Annotated in this window: 16 protein-coding genes; 8 read left to right on the forward strand and 8 right to left on the reverse strand. The window is 70.7% G+C overall.

The window, feature by feature from the left end; all coding sequences use genetic code 11:
• Positions 1-98: 98 nt before the first annotated feature.
• Positions 99-1,394, forward strand: a complete 1,296-nt coding sequence (locus tag PGH47_RS19805) for an MDR family MFS transporter (protein WP_271664545.1) — start codon at positions 99-101, stop codon at positions 1,392-1,394.
• 106 nt (positions 1,395-1,500) lie between these two features.
• Positions 1,501-4,032, forward strand: a complete 2,532-nt coding sequence (gene fxsT, locus PGH47_RS19810; RefSeq protein ID WP_271664546.1) for an FxSxx-COOH system tetratricopeptide repeat protein — start codon at positions 1,501-1,503, stop codon at positions 4,030-4,032.
• Between the two features lie 2 nt (positions 4,033-4,034).
• Here fxsT and PGH47_RS19815 read toward each other — a convergent pair whose 3' ends face one another.
• Positions 4,035-4,460, reverse strand: coding sequence for a DUF2000 domain-containing protein (locus PGH47_RS19815; RefSeq protein WP_271664547.1), 426 nt, complete (start codon positions 4,458-4,460; stop codon positions 4,035-4,037).
• 49 nt (positions 4,461-4,509) lie between these two features.
• Between PGH47_RS19815 and PGH47_RS19820 the strand changes: the two genes are divergently transcribed.
• Positions 4,510-5,304: a helix-turn-helix domain-containing protein gene (locus tag PGH47_RS19820; RefSeq protein WP_271664548.1), complete on the forward strand. Its 795-nt coding sequence runs from the start codon at positions 4,510-4,512 to the stop codon at positions 5,302-5,304.
• On the opposite strand, the gene PGH47_RS19825 is transcribed toward PGH47_RS19820, so the two are convergent.
• The 3 genes from PGH47_RS19825 to mshA form a co-directional block, all read right to left on the reverse strand.
• A complete protein-coding gene (locus tag PGH47_RS19825) occupies positions 5,283-6,980 on the reverse strand; it encodes a glycosyl hydrolase family 28-related protein (protein ID WP_271664549.1) in 1,698 nt (565 codons plus the stop codon). The two genes, PGH47_RS19820 and PGH47_RS19825, sit on opposite strands and share 22 nt — an antisense overlap.
• Before the next feature lie 162 nt (positions 6,981-7,142).
• Complete coding sequence (locus PGH47_RS19830; RefSeq protein ID WP_271664550.1) at positions 7,143-7,652, reverse strand: YbjN domain-containing protein; 510 nt, start codon at positions 7,650-7,652, stop codon at positions 7,143-7,145.
• The gene (gene mshA, locus PGH47_RS19835; RefSeq protein ID WP_271668101.1) at positions 7,645-8,982 is read right to left on the reverse strand and encodes a D-inositol-3-phosphate glycosyltransferase; all 1,338 of its coding nucleotides are present in this window, start codon (positions 8,980-8,982) and stop codon (positions 7,645-7,647) included. The genes PGH47_RS19830 and mshA overlap by 8 nt, the downstream gene beginning before the upstream one ends.
• A gap of 520 nt (positions 8,983-9,502) precedes the next feature.
• Here mshA and PGH47_RS19840 point away from each other — a divergent pair.
• The 3 genes from PGH47_RS19840 (at position 9,503) to PGH47_RS19850 (ending at position 13,170) form a co-directional block, all read left to right on the forward strand.
• Positions 9,503-10,294 (forward strand): class I SAM-dependent methyltransferase, encoded by a 792-nt coding sequence (locus PGH47_RS19840; RefSeq protein WP_271664551.1) that lies wholly within the window; start codon positions 9,503-9,505, stop codon positions 10,292-10,294.
• A gap of 218 nt (positions 10,295-10,512) precedes the next feature.
• A complete protein-coding gene (locus PGH47_RS19845; RefSeq protein ID WP_271664552.1) occupies positions 10,513-11,586 on the forward strand; it encodes a C40 family peptidase in 1,074 nt (357 codons plus the stop codon).
• A 282-nt stretch (positions 11,587-11,868) separates the two neighbouring features.
• A complete protein-coding gene (locus tag PGH47_RS19850; RefSeq protein WP_271664553.1) occupies positions 11,869-13,170 on the forward strand; it encodes a PP2C family protein-serine/threonine phosphatase in 1,302 nt (433 codons plus the stop codon).
• 206 nt (positions 13,171-13,376) lie between these two features.
• On the opposite strand, the gene PGH47_RS19855 is transcribed toward PGH47_RS19850, so the two are convergent.
• The 3 genes from PGH47_RS19855 to PGH47_RS19865 all read right to left on the reverse strand — a co-directional run bounded on the left by PGH47_RS19855 (position 13,377) and on the right by PGH47_RS19865 (position 15,379).
• Positions 13,377-13,709, reverse strand: a complete 333-nt coding sequence (locus PGH47_RS19855) for a DUF2516 family protein (RefSeq protein ID WP_030951127.1) — start codon at positions 13,707-13,709, stop codon at positions 13,377-13,379.
• Between the two features lie 140 nt (positions 13,710-13,849).
• Positions 13,850-14,542 carry a hypothetical protein gene (locus PGH47_RS19860; protein WP_271664554.1) on the reverse strand — a complete coding sequence of 231 codons (693 nt, stop codon included), beginning with the start codon at positions 14,540-14,542 and terminating at the stop codon, positions 13,850-13,852.
• Positions 14,543-14,653: 111 nt separating this feature from the next.
• Complete coding sequence (locus PGH47_RS19865; protein ID WP_271664555.1) at positions 14,654-15,379, reverse strand: helix-turn-helix domain-containing protein; 726 nt, start codon at positions 15,377-15,379, stop codon at positions 14,654-14,656.
• Positions 15,380-15,661: 282 nt separating this feature from the next.
• Between PGH47_RS19865 and PGH47_RS19870 the strand changes: the two genes are divergently transcribed.
• Positions 15,662-15,826, forward strand: coding sequence for a hypothetical protein (locus tag PGH47_RS19870; protein ID WP_271664556.1), 165 nt, complete (start codon positions 15,662-15,664; stop codon positions 15,824-15,826).
• A gap of 71 nt (positions 15,827-15,897) precedes the next feature.
• On the opposite strand, the gene PGH47_RS19875 is transcribed toward PGH47_RS19870, so the two are convergent.
• On the reverse strand, positions 15,898-16,695 hold the full coding sequence (locus PGH47_RS19875; RefSeq protein ID WP_271664557.1) for an alpha/beta fold hydrolase: 798 nt from the start codon (positions 16,693-16,695) through the stop codon (positions 15,898-15,900).
• A gap of 210 nt (positions 16,696-16,905) precedes the next feature.
• On the opposite strand from PGH47_RS19875, the gene PGH47_RS19880 reads away from it, so the two are divergent.
• Entirely contained in the window at positions 16,906-17,841 is a 936-nt protein-coding gene (locus PGH47_RS19880) for an NAD-dependent epimerase/dehydratase family protein (protein WP_271664558.1), read from the forward strand.
• Positions 17,842-17,927 lie beyond the last annotated feature (86 nt).

Raw genomic sequence — 17,927 nt, forward strand, 5'->3', positions numbered from 1 at the left:
TTGAGTGGCCCGCCCCGGCCCCGCGTTTGTAAGTTGCGGATGCCTTCTTGGCTACTTACATCCGCTGCCGGTGTCCGGCTACATCCGTGGGGACCCCTATGCCACTCGCCGCCGTGCGACGCGCCACCCGAGAGACCGTCGCCGGGCTTCCCCGCGAGTTCTGGTGGCTGTGGACCAGCACCCTGGTCAACCGGCTCGGCGCATTCGTCGCCACCTTCATGGCGCTGTACCTCACCCTCGACCGCGGCTACTCCGCCTCCTACGCCGGTCTCGTCGCCTCCCTCCACGGGCTCGGCGGCGTCGTCTCGTCGATCGGCGCCGGCGTCATGACCGACCGGCTCGGGCGGCGGCCGACCCTGCTGGTGGCCCAGGCCTCCACCGCCGTGTCGGTCGCCGTGCTCGGGTTCGTGCACCACCCCGTCGCCATCGCCGCGGTCGCCTTCGTCGTCGGCGCCGCCTCCAACGCCTCCCGGCCCGCCGTGCAGGCGATGATGGCAGACATCGTGCGGCCCGAGGACCGGGTGCGCGCCTTCTCCCTCAACTACTGGGCCATCAACCTCGGCTTCGCCGTCTCCTCCATGGCCGCCGGGTTCATCGCCGAGGTCAGCTACCTCGCCGGGTTCCTGATCGAGGCCGGCATGACGGCCGTCTGCGCGGTCGTGATCTTCGTGAAGCTGCCCGAGTCCCGGCCCGAGAAGTCGGACACGGGCAAGGGCGAGCAGGAGGTCGGGCTCGGGACCGTCCTGCGCGACGGGCGTTTCATGGCCGTCGTCGGGCTGTCATTCCTCGTCGCCCTCGTCTTCCAGCAGGGCTCGGTCGGTCTGCCGATCGCGATGGGCGACGCCGGGTTCTCGCCCGCCGACTACGGCCTCGCCATCGCCATCAACGGCATCCTGATCGTCGCGCTCCAGATCCCGGTCACGCGGTTCATCGAACGCCGGGACGCGGGGCGGATCCTCATCGTGTCGTCCCTGCTCGCCGGCTACGGCTTCGGCCTCACCGCGTTCGCCGGCTCGGTCGGCGTCTTCGCGCTGACGGTGTGCGTCTGGACGCTCGGCGAGATGCTCAACGCCCCCACCCAGACCGGCCTCGTCGTCCGCCTCTCCCCCGCCCACGGCCGCGGCCGCTACCAGGGCATGTACACCCTCTCCTGGGCCGTCGCCGCCCTGGTCGCCCCCCTGATGTCCGGCTTCGTCATCGACCACCTCGGCGCCGAGTGGCTGTGGGGGCTGTGCGCGCTCGTGGGGACGGCGGCGGCGATCGGGTACGGCGCCCTGACCCGCTACGTCGGGGCGGAGTCCCCGGCGATCAAGGAGACGGTGGAGATCACGAAGAGCGCGGAGACCGACGTCAGCCCCGTCCCCGGTACGGAGCCCGACGTCCGTACCGCCTGACAACGCACCCTCTGCCTGCCCGTCTCCCTGCTGAGTCCGCGCTCCACGGGGTATACAAGGAGGCGCGGTACGGGGGCCGTTGGGGCCGCTGGGGTGGGAGACGGGCATGACCGACAGTTCCGGGTTGATCTTCGTCAGCCATGCCGGGCACGACGGCCAGTGGGCGGAGTGGGTGGCCTGGCACCTCAGGGAGGCCGGGTACGAGATCGAACTCGATCTCTGGCACTGGCGCACCGGCGAGGACTTCGTGAAGAAGATGAACGAGGCGCTGGAACGGGCCTCCGCGGTCGTCGCCCTGTTCTCCCCGCAGTACTTCGCCCCGGGCCGGTACACGGAGGAGGAGTGGACCGCCGCGCTGGCCGGCCGGGACCGTTTCGTGCCGTTGGTGGTCGAGCCTTTGGAGGTCGGGCAGTTGCCCGCGATCCTCCGGCCGCGTATTCGCCGTGAGCTGCATGACCTGGAAGAGGCAACGGCTCTCGAAGCCCTGCTGGAAGCGGTGCGCGGGCGGGAGATCCCGACGACCTCGCCGGCCTTCCCCGGGAAGGCGGGCAAGGGGACGAAAAGCGCCAAGCGCTCCGGGCCGGCGGCACCTCAGGGGCTCCAGCCCCGCTTCCCCTCCGCCCTCCACGACCCCGCCGTGTGGGACGTACGACAGCGGGGGCGCAACCCGCACTTCACCGGCCGCGACGAGATCATCGAGAGGGTGCGCCGAGGTCTGCTCGGCGAACGCCGGGCCGCGGTACGGGTGCTGCACGGACCGGGCGGGGTCGGCAAGACCCAGATGGCCCTGGAGTACGCGCACCGCTTCGCCGGGCAGTACGACCTGGTGTGGTGGGTCGACGCCGAGCAGCCCGAGCAGGTGCCAGCCCGGTACGCGGAACTCGCGGCCCGCGTCGACGTGGCCAAGCCGGACGCCGGTGCCGAGATCAACGCCCGGTACGCCCTGGAGTACCTGCGCACCAGCGACCGGTGGCTCATCGTCCTGGACAACGCCGAGGACCCGCGGCAGCTGCGCACCTGGTTGCCGGAGGGCTCCGGCCATGTGCTCATCACTGCGCGCGACCCGGCCTGGAGCAAGGTCGTGCCGGGTCTCGCCCTGGGGGTGTTCAGCCGCGAGGAATCGCTCGGCTACCTCAACCGTCAACTGCCCACGCTCAGCTCCGGGACGGCGGACGCGCTGGCCGACGCCCTCGGCGATCTGCCGCTCGCGCTGGCGCAAGCCGCAGGCGCGCTCGGCGAGGGGACACCGCCCGACCACTACCTCCAGCTGCTCAGGACCAACACCGCCGAACTCCTCAACGACGGGGAGGTCTACGACTATCCGGTCTCGGTGGCGGCCACCGTCACGATCGCCGCCGAACGCTTGGACGCGGGCCGTCCGGAGGCGGCGGCGCTGCTGCGCCTGGCGGCGTTCCTCGGGCCCGAGCCCATCCCGACGAAGTGGCTCGTCGAGGCCCGCGGGGCGCTGACCAGCGTGCCGGGGGACCCGAACGACTTCCGCTGGCCGAGAAACGCGCTCCAGCCGCTCGCCCAGTACGGGCTGGCGGTGGTCGGGCCCGACGTGTTCCAGGTGCATCGGCTCACGCAGGCGGTGGTGCGCCATGCCAGTGCCGAGCAGGCCGGAGGGCCGGTGCAGGATGTGGCTGCGCTGCTGGCCACCCTTGATCCCGGCGATCCGGAACTGCCCGAGACGTGGCCGGAGTGGGCATCGCTCACCCAGCACCTGACGGCGACGCTGGACGCGATCATCGGCAGGGCCGAGTTGCGGCCGAAGTTGCTGAAGGCCGCCATTTACCTCGTACGCAACGCGCAGCCCGATGCGTCCCACCACCTCGCCGAGACCCTGCACAGGACCTGGAGGGCCTCTCTGGGTGAGGACGACCCCGACACGCTGCGCGCGGCACAGCTTGTGGCCGTGGCCCTGAACGACATGCAGAGGTACGAAGAGTCGCTGCCACTCATCGAGGACCTCCTGGAGAGACGGCGCAGAGTGCTTGGGGAAGAGCATCCCGACACGCTGAGCTCGACCCACGATCTCGGCGTCATCCTGGGCGGGCTGGGCAGAGAGGCCGAGGCGTACACCATCCTCCGGGACGTGGTGGCACGTCGCGAAGAAGCCCTGGGCGAGAACCACATCGATGCCCTACGATCCGTCGCCAATTACGGGTTCTCCCTGATGCAAGTCGAACGTCTCGACGAAGCCCACCAGGTGCTGACGGACGCCCTGGCCCGATACCGGCGTGCTTTGAATGAGGACCACCCTGCTGCCCTCGACGCTTCAAGCTACTTGGGCCTCGTCCTGTCTCATCTCGGCAGACACGTCGAGGCCCTGCACGTCCATTCGGAAGTCCTGACGCGGCGTCGACAGTTGCTGGGCGACAGGCACGAGGACACGATCCTCAGCGCCTCAAACCTCGCCAGGGCTCTCATCGACACCGGTCAGTACGCCAGGGCGGAGCCACTCCTGCGGTCAACAAGAACCCGCGCCCGGGAATCCCTCGGAAACGACCACCGCCTGTACAGCAACCTCACACTCGAGCTGGCCGACGCCCTGCACCGACAGGGCAAAACCCACGACGCCCAGCGCCTGCGCGCCTCCCTCAACCGGAAGAAGCTCCCGAAGAAACGCCCCCGCTGACCTCACGGATGCATCCGCGCCCCCTTGATCACCTTGTCCACCCCGTTCCGCGGCCCGTACACCGCCAGCCCCACCAGATCCAGCTCCCCCGTGGTCACGGCCCGGACCGCCGCCCGGTTGTCGCGGTCGTTGCCGGTCGTGAAGAGGTCGGAGGTGAAGAGGGCGCGCGGGAGGGAACGGGAGATCACACGCGCGTGGGCTGCGCTCAGCGTCTCCTTCGAGGCCTCGAAGACCAGGACCGGCTGGCGGAACATCGGTAGATAGGGGACGCCGTCCGCGTCCTCGTAGGGGTCGCCGATCACCTCAGGGACCTGCGTTCCCAGGCCGCTGACCAGGAACGCGGTGACATTCAGGCGCTGCCAGGGCTCCAGGTCCTCGCGCAGCAGGACGGCGATCTTGGTGTCGAATCGGATCGGTTCGTTGCTCATGGACCGAGACTGCCGGGCGCCGTACGACAGCGTCTTGTACGTTCTTTGCATGGCACCGCAGCGTGATGTCTCCGCGTGGCGCCCGCACGTCCCGGGCGTCGTGGAGGTGTTCCACGCCCATTTCACCGAGTACGCGTATCCGATGCATGTGCATGGGGCCTGGACGCTGCTCATCGTCGACGACGGCGCCGTACGGTACGACCTGGAGCGCCATGAGCACGGCACGCCGCTCGACACGGTGTCCCTGCTGCCTCCGCACGTCCCGCACAACGGCTCCCCCGCCACCCCGGACGGCTTCCGCAAGCGGGTGCTCTATCTCGACAGCACGCGGCTCGGCGAGGACCTGATCGGGCCGGCGGTGGACTCCCCCGACCTCCGGGACCCGGTGCTCCGGCAGCGCGTGGGGCAGCTGCACGCCGCACTTGGCCACCCCGGCGACGAGTTGGAGGCGGAGAGCAGGCTGACCCTCGTCGGAGAGCGGCTGCGCGAGCACTTGCGGGCGCGGTCGGTCGCCGGGGAGCGACGTGACCCCGCCCTCGCCCGCGAGCTCCGTGAGCTCCTGGACGCACGTGTCGCCCAGGGCCTCACCCTCGACGAGGCCGCCCGGCTGCTGCACGCCCATCCCGCCCACCTGGTACGGGCGTTCAGCACCGCCTTCGGCATCGCCCCGCACCAGTACCTCAACTCCCGCCGCGTCGAGAGCGCCCGCGCCCTGCTGCTGGGCGGGGCGAGCCCGGCCGAGACGGCGACCGCGACCGGGTTCTACGACCAGGCCCATCTGACACGGCACTTCAAGAGGTTGGTCGGCGTGCCTCCGGGGCGCTATCGCGGCAGCGCGCGCTGAGCGTCGTACAGGTTGGGCGGGTGCACGGCGTCCGTCGTGCCGTACAGCTCCAGGCGGGAGTGCAGGTCGCCGGTGAAGTCGGGGACGTCGATCTGGTCGAACTCCCTGACCTCGTTGAGGCCGACGGTGGCGGAGTACGGGGCCAGGCCGTCGAGGCGGATCATGCCCGCACGGGCGTTGGTGACCCGGACGTTCCAGTGGGTGAAGCGGGCGCCGAACAGCGGGCCGGCGCTCGCGTCGCCGCCGTGGCGGCCGTTGTTGTCGACGGTGATGTCGGTGCGGACGTTGGCGAAGGGCAGGCCGCGGTGGCTGTCGAAGGTGCCCATGCGCATGTCGCCGCGTGACCAGACGTTGTAGGAGGACAGGCCCTCGACGTTGATGCCGTGCAGCTGGGTGCCCGAGGGGGCCGGGGTGGTGCGGGCCTCGATCGTGAAGTCCTCGATCAGGTTGTCGTGGGAGCCCTCGCGGCAGAAGTAGGGGTGGTGGCTGCCCCGGCCCGCCACGCGCGTGCGCCGGAGCGTGCAGGCGGAGGCCGCGACCAGGCCGAAGCCGTTGTCGACGTGGCGGACGGTCACGTCGTCGGCCCAGCAGTCGTACGCGCACTGGAAGACGACGCCGTTGTAGCCCTTGTCGAGGAGGTGCGGCTGCTGCGGGGTCTCCACGGCCTCCAGGGTCAGGCCCTCCACGCCCGATCCGGTCAACTCGTCCACGTGGGTCGTCAGTCGCGGGTCCCATTCGGGACGTACGTCGAGCGGGAGCGGGCGTTCGAGGGTGACCTTTCGGCCCTTCACGGCGGTGATGCGCACCGGCCACTCGTAGGGGACGTACGAGGTCAGCTTGGTCTTGTCGTCCCAGGTGTACGCCTCGGGGCCCGGCCCGCCGCCGGACATGTGCTCCAGGAGGGTGTGGCCGGCGTCGTCGGAGAGGCGGAGCAGGACCAGGGCGCCGGGGCGCAGTGCCGAGGGGTCCGCGACCGTCACTGTCCAGGAGCCCTGGCGGGCCGGGGCGACGGTGGTGAGCGGACGCCACTCGTCGCGCCGGTTGCCGGTCCAGCCCTCGAAGGGCCACGCCTTCGCCCTGATCGCGGCGACGAGGGAGTCCCAACGGGCCGTCGGTGCCAGCCAGATGAGGCCGCCGGCCCAGGACCAGGACGACTTGTCGCCGCCGTAGCGGGAGCCGTAGGGGCCGATCAGTTCGGTGAGGTTGCGGGTGGCGTACAGCTTGGTGCGGGTGCTGCCGGCGCCGCGGAGGACCACGTTCGAGTGGCCGATACGGATGACGTCGTCGATGCGGAACGTGCCGGGCGGGATGGTGACCGTGCCACCGCCGGCCCTTCCGGCGGCGGCGATGGCACGGTTGATCGCGGGGGCGGAGTCGGTCGTTCCGTCGGCCACGGCGCCGAAGTCCCGTACGTCGGCGATGACTCGGGGCTGGGGGAAGCGGCGCGCTCCGCCTCGGTGGCCGGCCCGGCCTATGTAGGGGATCTGGGGGTGGGTGTACGGGGTGCTGTTGAACTCTCGCCATATGGGCGGGACTTGGGGCGCCGCGTGGGCCGCAGCTCCGGTGGAGCGGGGTTTCGCGGTGGCCGCGTGTGCGACGCCCGCTGTCGTCGCGCCGAGCGCCACGGCCGTGGCTCCGCCGAGCAGGGTCCGTCTGGTGAGATGCGCGTTGCCCATGTCCGTACGCCCTCCATGCGGCTTTTCATGGATGTGAACGTCGTTCAGAAGTGCGATGGCGGTGAGCATGCCACGGCCGCGCATGGGTGCGGAAGGGGTCGTGCGAGGTGAGTTGGTTCGGACCTTTCTAGGTCCGCGGGTCGACCCTGGGGTCGGTGAACGTCACTCCGAGGGCCGCTGGATCAGATGGGTGAACGCGTCCAGGTTGCGCGTCGACTCGCCGCGCGCCACACGCCACTCGTACTCCTTGCGGATCGCGGACGCGAAGCCGAGTTCCAGGAGGGTGTTGAAGGCGCCGTCCGCCGCCTCCAGGACCTGGCCGAGGAGACGGTCGATCTCGTCGGCGGTCACGGCGGCGAGCGGGAGCTTGGCGGTGACGTAGATGTCGCCGAGGCGGTCGACGGCGTAACTCACGCCGTAGAGCTTGAGGTTGCGCTCCAGGAGCCAGCGGTGGACGCCGGGTTCGTTCTCGTCGGGGTGGCGGATGACGAAGGCGTTCAGCGACAGGAAGTGGCGGCCGACGAGCAGGGACACCGTCGTGGAGAGCTTGCGCGTGCCGGGGAGCTTGACGACGTAGTTGCCGGGGGCGGGGCTCTCCCACTCCAGCTCGGCGTCCTTCAGGGCTCCCTCGACGACCTGCGCCGCCCGCTGTACGTCCTGTGCGTCACCCATGGTGGGAGCGTACGCGACGGCGATGCGCCTGGGCCGCCGCCGTGTAGACGTCCGCCGTGGCCGCCGCCGCGGTGTCCCAGCCGAAGGACTGGGCGTGCCGGGAGGCCGCCTCGCCCATCCGGGCGGTCAGGTGCGGCTCGTCGGCGAAGGCGCGCAGCACGCGCGCGTACTCCGCCGGGTTGTGGCCCTGGACCAGGAATCCGGTGTGCCCGTCCCGGACCGCGACGGGCAGACCGCCGACCGCGGCGGCCAGTACGGGTGTGCCGGCCGCCTGCGCCTCGATGGCCACCAGGCCGAAGGACTCGCTGTACGACGGCATGACCAGCAACGATGCCGCCCTGAACCAGTCGGCGAGCTGCTCCTGGCCGACGGGCGGACGGAACCGTACGACGTCCGCGATGCCCAGGCGGGCGGCGAGCTTCTGCAGGCCCTCCGGCTTGGCGAGGCCGCTGCCGCTGGGGCCGCCGACGATCGGGACGAGGATGCGGGAGCGCAGTTCGGGGTGCTCGTCGAGCAGGACGGCCACCGCGCGGAGGAGGATGTCCGGGGCCTTGAGGGGCTGGATGCGGCCTGCGAAGAGGGGGATCAGGGCGTCCTGCGGGAGGCCGAGGCGGGCGCGGGCCGCGGCTCGGCCGTCGGCGGGCGCGAAGCGGGTGAGGTTGACGCCGGGGTGGACGACGGCGACCTTGTCGCGGGCTGCCGCGTAGTGGCGTACGAGTTCGTCCGCTTCCTCGGAGGTGTTGGCGATGAGGCGGTCCGCTGCCGCGACGATCTGGGTCTCGCCGATCACGCGGGCCGCGGGTTCGGGAGTGTCGCCGTCGGCGAGGTTGGCATTCTTGACCTTGGCCATGGTGTGCATGGCGTGCACGAGGGGGGCGCCCCAGCGTTGGGCTGCGAGCCAGCCGACGTGGCCGGAGAGCCAGTAGTGGGAGTGGACGAGGTCGTAGTAGCCGGGGCGGTGGCCGGCCCACGCCTGCATCACGCCGTGGGTGAAGGCGCAGAGCTGGGCGGGGAGGTCTTCCTTGTTCAGGCCCTCGTAGGGGCCCGCGTCGATGTGGCGGACCAGGACGCCGGGGGCCAGTTCCACGACGGGTGGGAGGTCGGTGGCGGTGGTGCGCGTGAAGATCTCGACCTCGATGTTGATGGCGGCGAGGCGTTGTGCGAGTTCGACGATGTAGACGTTCATGCCGCCGGCGTCGCCTGTGCCGGGCTGGTGGAGCGGGGAGGTGTGCACGCTGAGCATGGCTACGCGGCGGGGGCGGCGGTGGAGCCGGAGTCGCGAGGGGGCCGACGGGGAGCGTCGCCCGAGCCTGCTGACGTACTGGCTCACGTGGCGGTCCTCCTTGGCTGCGGGCATGCCGGGCAGAGGGTTGAGCGCCCTCCAAGGCGGTGCAACGCCGGAGGGAGGGGTTCCCATTCCTGGTGGGGTGGTTTTTGCCTAGGAATTACCGGGGGTCGCTCAACTGTTCGGGGGGTGCGTGCGTGGGGGTGGGGGCCGGGATGCCTGCGGCGGCCTGTGCGGGATGGGTGGGGGTTCGCGTAGCGCCTGCGGGTGGGGGGTGGGTCGGGGCCGTGCCGGGGGGTGTCCGTCCTCGGTCGGGCGGTTGGGCTCTCTCAGAAGGGCACTCGGCGTTGACGCCCGCCGCTGCGGGCGGACACCCCCCGGCACGTCCCCTTGCCGCCGTACGCGGCTGGAACGCCCTAGGGGCGCGGGGAACTGCGCAACGGTTGCGACGCCCACGGTCACGTCTCGGCACAGGCCTACTGCAACCCCCTTCTTTTAGGGGCGCGGGGAACTGCGCGATCAGCCACGACGGGCCCGCAGCCGCCGTACGCATACCCTCTTATGCATGAGTGCCCGCGTTGCCCGCCCCGTGGGAACGGTGACACGCGGGACCACCAATCCGAATCGGCTGCGCCGGATGGACCGGTGGATCGCCCATGCCCATGGGAGCGCGCTGCGGCGGGGCGATGATCCTGTTGCGGTCGATCTTGGGTACGGAGCTGCTCCCTGGACGGCCGTCGAGTTGCTCGGGCGGCTTCGTGTGGTGGCGCCCCGGGTTCGTGTGGTCGGGCTTGAGATCGAACCTGCTCGGGTCGTCGCCGCGCGGCCGTACGAGCGGGAGGGGCTCGTGTTTCGGCATGGCGGGTTCGAGGTTCCGACACCGCAGCGGCCCTCTTTGATCCGCGCCGCCAATGTGTTGCGGCAGTACGACGAGGGGGAGGTTGCCGGGGTCTGGGAGCGGCTGTGCGGGCGGCTCGCGGCGGGTGGGCTGCTCGTCGAGGGGACCTGTGATGAGGTCGGGCGTCGGCATGTGTGGGTCGCGCTCGGACCCGAGGGGCCGCGGACTGTGACGTTCGCGGCCCGGTTGGGGTCGTTGGAGCGGCCTTCGGATCTTGCCGAGCGGCTGCCCAAGGCGCTCATTCATCGCAATGTGCCCGGCGAGCCGGTGCACGCGTTTCTGCGGGACTTCGACCGGGCCTGGGCTGCCGCGGCGCCCTATGCGTCTTACGGTGCGCGGCAGAGGTGGATCCGGGCGGTGCGGGATCTTGCGGTCGACTGGCCCGTGGTGGACGGGGCGGGGCGGTGGCGGCAGGGGGAAGTGACCGTGCGGTGGAGGGCTTTGGCGCCTCGGGGGTAGGTCGGTCTCGTGTCGTTCCCGGACATTTCTCCGCCGTCTGCCCGGTGGGCCGTGGATCACGGAACGATCTCCGCGAGTCGTTCGTCACAAAGGCGGGAGATCGTCATAGCGGGGCGTGAAAGGGGGGAAGCAGACCTCTGTAACTTTGCGCGCCGTCGTGGCACGATCCCCCGGACGCTCGTATGTTACTGACGGGACATCAGTTTGGGGGCACAGGTATGGGTAAGCGCGGCCTGATCGCTACGGCCGTGACCGTCGTCTGCGCGGTCACCGTACTGGCGGCGCCGGGCACCGCCTTCGCGGCACCCACTCCGTCCCCGAGCAGCTCACCCTCCGCGTCACCGACCCCGGTGTCGAACAAGGAGCTTGAGGACGTCCGCAAGAAGCTGGAGAAGCTCTACCACGACGCGGCCGTCGCCACGGACGAGTACAACGCCGCCGAGGAGGCGGCCGAGAAGCAGTCGGCCGAGATCGTCTCGCTGGCCAAGAAGATCGTCAAAGGCCAGGAGAAACTCGCCGAGTTGAAGAAGCGGGCCGGCTCCGCGGCCGCCGCGCAGTACCGGTCGGGCGGGCTGCCCGACGAGGCGAAGCTGATGCTGAGTGACGATCCGCGGGACTTTCTCGACAGCGCCGGGCGGGTGATCCAGGGGCAGCGCGCCACCAAGGGGCTCCTCGGCGAAATGACCCGCACCCAGCAGGACTTGGAGCAGTACGCCAGCGACGCCTCCGCCCAATGGCAGAAGCTGGAGGCCGGCCGCAAGGCCAAGGCCGCCGCCCAGAAGAAGATCGAGAAGCAGATCAAGGCGGCCGAACAGCTGGAGTCCCAGCTGGAGAAGGAGGAGAAGGAGCGCCTCGCCCAGCTGGAGGAGGACGCCGCCCGCAAGGCGCAGACCGCCTGGCTGGACTCCGGTGTCCTCGACGACATCAAGAGCAAGGCGTCCCCTCAGGGCCGTAAGGCTGTCGAGTACGCCACCGCACAGTTGGGCAAACCGTATGAATGGGGCGCGGAAGGCCCCAAGACCTATGACTGTTCAGGGCTGACGTCCCAGGCCTGGGCCAGCGCCGGCAGCGGTATTCCGCGGACCTCGCAGGAACAGTGGAAGCAGCTTGAGCGCATCGACATCGAGGACATGCGCCCCGGCGACCTCATCATCTACAACGCCGACGCCAGCCATGTCGCCATGTACATCGGCGACGGCGCCATCATCCACGCCCCGCGCCCGGGGCGGACGGTGACGATCGCGGGAGCCGGGTCGATGCGGATCCTCGGGGTGGTTCGGCCCGATGCGTGAGGATTCAGGGCGTCTTGTGACGTAGGGGTCGTGACGCGGACCACGTGACCCGCCCCACCTCGGTTTCCTGACAAACGCCGTCCCGACGTGACGTTCGTCATCCCCGCCGGGGCGTCGCCCTGTCCAACTGCGGTACGGAACGCGGCATATGACAGCGGCCAGCGGCCATACGGCGTGCTCCACACCATTCCGCTGCGGCGCCGACACCCGCTATGGTCCCCGTCGGTGGATCGAGGTCCCTCGTTCCCACCACCCTCGGGGGGAGGGAAGGAACTCAAGACGATGCCCGTACCCGTACCGCGGCAGAGAGCGATCCCGGCCGTGGAGACTGGTCAGGCGCCGGCCGCGTCCCCAGGCGGCACCACCCGTGAGGTGGCCCCGCGTAAGGACGAGACGGTCGAGAACAGCACCCATACCGCTCTGACGCTGCTGCTGATCGAGGACGATCCCGGCGGCTCCGCGATGGTCCCCGAGCTGCACGACTCGGCCGGCCGGCCGATCCGTGTGCGCACCGCCCGCAACCTCACCGAGGCCGAGCGGCTGCTCACCGACGACGTCCACTGCATCCTGCTGGACCTCGCCCTCGCGGCGCCCGGTCGCGGCGTGGACGACGACGAGCTGGCGGTGCTCCGGCACGTCCTGGAGCTCGCACCCCGGCACGCCGTTCTCGCGCTCACCGCCTCCGGTGACGCCGAGCGCGGCGCCGAAGCCGTGCGCGTAGGCGCCCAGGACTACCTCTTCCGGGACGAACTGGACGGACGGCTGCTGAGCCGTGCGATCCGCTACGCCGTGGAGAGGAAACGTTCCGACACGGCCGAGCGGCGGCTCGCCGAAGGCCGGCTGCGGGCGCAGGAGAACCGGCGCCTGGAGCGCGGGCTGCTGCCCACGCCGCTGCTGGAGGGGTCGTCGCTACGGTTCGCCGCGCGGTATCGGCCCGGCCGTTCGCGTGCCCTGCTGGGCGGCGACTTCTACGACGTCGTCCGCACCCCCGACGGCACTGTGCACGCCATGATCGGTGACGTGTGCGGGCACGGGCCGGACGAGGCCGCCCTCGGTGTGGAGCTGCGGATCGCCTGGCGGGCGCTGACCCTTGCCGGGCTGTGCGGTGACGCGCTGCTGGGGACGCTTCAGAAGGTCCTCGAGCACGAGCGGGCCGACGACGAGATCTTCGCGACCCTGTGCACGGTGGACATAGCACCGGACGGCCGACGGGCGGGCCTGTGCCTGGCGGGTCATCCGTCGCCGCTGCTCGCCCGGCCCGGACGGGCGGCACAGCTGCTGCCGTACGACAACAACGGGCCCGCGCTCGGTCTGCTGCCCAAGGCACGGTGGCCTCGGATGGAGGTCAAGCTGGGCGCGGAGTGGAGCCTGATGCTCTACACCGACGGCCTGATCGAGGGGCGGATCGGCGAGGGGCGCGAGCGGCTCGGGCAGGACGGCATGGTGGAGATGGTCCGGCGCCAGCTCTCCGAGGGGTTGCGCGGGGAGGCGTTGCTGCGGGCCGCCGTCAATGAGGTCCGGGACCTCAATGGTGGTGAGCTGACGGATGACGTGGCTGTGCTGTTGCTCGACCGGGGTGTCTGAGCCGGGGGCTGACGGGGGCCTGACGGGGGTCTGACAGGGTCTGAGCGGCGACCCGCCGTAGGAGTGCTGTCGTGGGCCGGCTGCGGGCTTGCTTTGGCTGGTCGCGCAGTTCCCCGCGCCCCTTGGGGGCGTTCCCCCCGCGGGCGTTGATCAGCAGCCGGGAGGGGCGGCTGCCCTCGCCGGCGTCGATCAGCCTCGGGTGGTGGTCAGCGGCCGCCGTTGTAGGGGCCGTACGGGCCGTCGCTGCTGGAGCCTTTTCTGCTGCGGCCGCCGCCGGGGAGGCCCTTGATCGCGGGGCGTACGTCGACCATGTACACGATCGTCGCGATGAGGCCGATGATCGGCAGGAACGACAGGATGTTGAAGATCAGGTTCACCACGAAGGCGAGACCGAGGATGATCAGCCAGAACGCCTTGGACTGCTTGTCCGCGGCGCGGTAGGCGTCCTCGCGGCGAATGGCCGCGTCAATCAGCGCGAAGCCGCTGAAAAGGATCAGGGCCATGCTCAGCAGCCACATGAACCCCACGAAGCCCTGCATCAGCACAACGTCCACCACCTGGTTCGGCTCGTCTCTACGCGGTCACCGTACCCGCAACCGCAGGACCGTACCCGAACAACGGGCCGGGCACTCCCCGAGTGCCCGGCCCGTGATCTGCGGTCGCTTTTCACCCGTCCGTGTTACTTGGCGGGCGGCGTCGTCTTCTTGGCGGTGGCCTTGCGCGCCGGAGCCTTCTTGGCGGGCGCCTTCTTCGCCGGGGCGGCCTCGGCGGCGGGCTTGGCCTCGGCGGGCTTCGCCGCGGCCTTGTCCTCCTTGACCTCGACCGGCTCGGCCTTGGGCTCCACGGCGATGGCGAGGTCCTCGATCTCCTCGGCCGCCTCGCCGCGCCAGGTCTTCACGGTCTGCTCGCCGTGCTCGGCGACCTTCTCGTAGGCCTCACGGGCCTTGACCGCGTACTCGGCGGCGACACCGATGGTGCGCAGCGCGAAGTCCTGGGCGCTCTCGCCGAACTTCTTCAGGTCGGCGTCGATGCTGCTGCCGAACTTCTTGAAGTCCGCGTCGAGGTTGCTGCCGAACTTCTTGACGTCGGCGTCCAGGCTGCTGACGAACTCGTTGACCTTGGTCTGGAGGGTCTCCTGCGCCTCCTTGGCCTTGGCGCCCGCCTCCTTGGCACGCGTGGCGGCCTTCTCCTGGACGGCCTTCGGGTCGGTGCTGCGAACGGCCTCGAACCGAGCCGGCGCCTCGGAACGCAGCTGCTCCACCAGGGCGGGCACCTTCCTGGCCTGCTGGATGGCGAGGTCGGCGGTGCCGGCGGCGAAGTAGAGCGGCGTCGGGTCGCTGAAGGTCTTACGCAGGTCGTCGGTGATGGCCATTTTGCTGGTCCTCCCGGTTTGTTTCGAGGTGAGGGTTTCGGTTCCCGCGGTCGGACGGACGGCTGACGGCTGCTGCTCGCCGGTGCGCGTGGCGCCTACGGCGGCTCATGGTCAGCCGGCCGACTGCTGCGGGTCGGTCGGGTTCTCCGGGTCGGCGTCGCTGCCGTCGGACGTACGGGTCGTACGGGTACTGCCGGTACCGCGGGTGCTGCTGCGGGTTGTGCGAGTCGTGCGGTTACGGCGCGCGGCGGACTCGCGGCCGCCGTCGGCCGTGCTGTTCTTGCGGGTCGTACGGCTGCGTCGTACGTCGGCGTCGTCGCCCCGGGCGTCCGCCGTGCCGTCGGACCGGGCGCCGCTGTCGCCGGAGACCTCGGGGTCCGGGGACCCCTGGGGGCCCGGATCCGAACCGACGGACCGGACCGCGTCGACCACTGTCGGGTCCGCGTCCCGGTCCGCCACCGAGTGCCCATCCACCTCGACGGATATCCCGAACCCGTTCTCCTTGCGGAAGGATTCGTAGATCTGGAGCAGCACCTGCTTCTGCCGCTCGTTCAGAGTGGGGTCGGCGAGGATGACGGCGCGCGTCTCCACCTCGTCCCGGTCCCGCTCGGCGTCGAGGATGCCGGCGCGGACGTACAGCGTCTCGGCGGAGATCCGCAGGGCCTTGGCGACCTGCTGCAGCACCTCAGCGCTCGGCTTGCGCAGCCCGCGCTCGATCTGGCTCAGATACGGATTGGACACCCCGGCGGCGTCGGCGAGCTGCCGCAACGACAGCTGCGCGTTGCGCCGCTGCTCGCGCAGATAGTCACCGAGATTGCCGACGTTGAGCGATGCCATGCCTCCACCTTGCCGCACCCCCGCTAACTTTTGCAAGCACCTGCTTGCAAAAGTGCGCCATGCCACTCGGGAGTGGGACTGGGCCTGAGCACGATGGGTGTCGTGGGTCGCCTGGGAGCGGCGTATCTCGCGTTCCAGGCGAGACCGGTCGGTGCCCCGTGCAGCGCGCCGGACAGGCGACCGTGCGGCTGAACCCGGTGGTCGGGCGGCGTGTCCGGGTGGGTGGGGGCGGCGGGGCGGCGCAGGGTGGGCCGTACCGCCGTCCGTCTTCGAGGAGGCATCGTGAAGCGTCGTGCCGTCGCCGTCCGGGCCACTGTCTTCGCCGTCCTGGCCACTGCCGTCGCCGGGTTGGCGCTGTTCGCGGTGCCGGCCGCGGACTGGGACGGTCACGGGAACATCGAGCGGAACGAGTGGAACATCCCGCTCACCAACCTGCGTGTGCTGTAGGCGGTGTTCCGGCTGCCCTCCTCGTGTCCCCTTCCGTGCCGGACGCGGTCGGCCGCCGGTTCGCCGCCGGCTCAGTCGAGGAACTCGTTCAGCAGTGGCAGCAGCAGCAGCGTCCGTCGCATCAGGGTCATGTGGTTCGTCGCGGGCAGTACGGCCAGCCGGGCCCCGGGGATCAGGCGCTGCATCTCGGCCGCGTGCTCAACGCGTACGAAGTCGCGGTCGCCGATGAGCAGCAGCGTAGGTGCCTGCACCGTGCGCAGGTCGTCGGCGATCCACGGCAGCGGGGCGTTCGCGGCGACCGAGATCTTGCCGAGGAAGTCCTGGTAGTGCTCGGGGTGCGGCGCGCACGCGGCGTACGCCTCGGCCATCTCCTGGAAGTCGGCCTGGCTGGGCAGCCGGGGCGAGTCGAAGTCGCCGGCGTGGACCTCGTCGTGGATGCCGTCCTGGTGGTACTGGGTCGCGGCGAGCACCAGCCGGCCCACCCGGTCGGGGTGCCGGATCCCGATCTCCAGCGCGGTCAGCCCGCCGAGGCTGTACCCGAGGAAGTCGGCCTGCCGGATGCCGAGCTCGTCGAGCAGCGCCACGACGTCGGAGGCCAGGTTCGGCACCGTCAGCGCACGGTCGGTGTCGGCGGTGTGTCCGTGGCCCTGCAGCTCGGGCGCCACGAGGTGCCGGTCGGCCGCGAGCGCGGGCAGCACGGCGCCGAAGGACATGCCGATGGTGGTGACGCCCCCGTGCAGCAGCACCAGCGGACGCCGGTGGGCGGCGCCCGGGTCGGCGGCACCCGTACCACTGTCGCGAGCGGCGCCGTGGATCTCGTAGTACATCTCCACGCCGTTGACCTTGGCGTATGCGGAGCTGGTCGGCATGGTCCTCACGTCCTTCCGGGTTCGTTCCGCGGGTGTCGCCGGTGGTCGTGCCGGGGTCTTCCGTACGGAGTGGGTCCTCCGTACGGAGTCTCATGCGGGAAGACCGGCCGGGTACGCGGAACTCATCGCCGTGTCACAGAACGGGCGGGTCCGCTCGTCCAAGGTTTCACAGAGGTATTCCGCGATCGAGCGATCGGGACGGTGAGTGTCATGCGGGTGTTCGTGGCGGGCGGTACCGGCGTCATCGGGCGGCGGCTGGTGCCGCGGCTCGTGGAGCGGGGACATCAGGTGACGGCCACGACGACGAGCGCGGCCAGGCTCGGCCTGGTGGAGGGGATGGGCGCGCGGGGCGTGGTGATGGACGGGCTCGACGCGATGTCCGTCGGCGAGGCGGTGGCGGCGGCGCGGCCCGACGTGATCGTGCACCAGATGACGGCGATCTCCGCGCCGCACTCCGGCAAGCCCGACATCCGGCACTTCGACCGGTGGTTCGCCACCACCAACCGGCTGCGCACCGAGGGCACCGATCATCTGCTGGCCGCCGCGGAGGCGACCGGCGTCCCGCACGTCGTCGCGCAGAGCGCCGCCATCTGGAACGGCGTCCGCGAGGGCGGCTGGGTGAAGACCGAGGAGGACCCGCTGCCCGTGGAGACCGGGAAGCTGCGCGAGCTCGGCGAGGCGGTCCGGCACATCCAGGAAGCCGTCCTCAAGGCCGACGGGACGGTCCTGCGGTACGGCGGTTTCTACGGGCCCGGCGCCACCGACGACCAGGTCGAACTCGTACGCAAACGGCAGTTCCCGCTGGTCGGGGGCGGTACCGGCTACTGCTCCTGGGTGCATCTGGACGACGCGGCGAGCGCCACGCTCCTGGCGGTGGAGCAGCGGGCACGGGGCGTGTTCAACATCGTCGACGACGAGCCGGCGCCGGCGAGCGAATGGCTGCCGTATCTCGCCGAGTGCGCGGGCGCGAAGCCTCCGCTGCGGGTGCCCAAGTGGCTGGCCCGGCTGCTCGCCGGGGACGTGGTGGTGACGATGATGACCGAGGGACGCGGGTTCTCCAACGCCAAGGCCAGGCGGGAACTCGGCTGGGAGCCGCGCTATCCGTCGTGGCGACAGGGGTTCCGGGAGGAACTGGTGGGCTCGTAGCCGTGGGCGGGGCGCGAGCGGCAGCGTAGGGCGGGGCGACCGTCCTACCCGTTCAGGCGGACGTCGTACCCACTTATTTGTGCCTA

This window comes from Streptomyces sp. HUAS 31, from assembly GCF_028198125.1.
In the GTDB taxonomy this organism is placed as follows: domain Bacteria; phylum Actinomycetota; class Actinomycetes; order Streptomycetales; family Streptomycetaceae; genus Streptomyces; species Streptomyces chartreusis.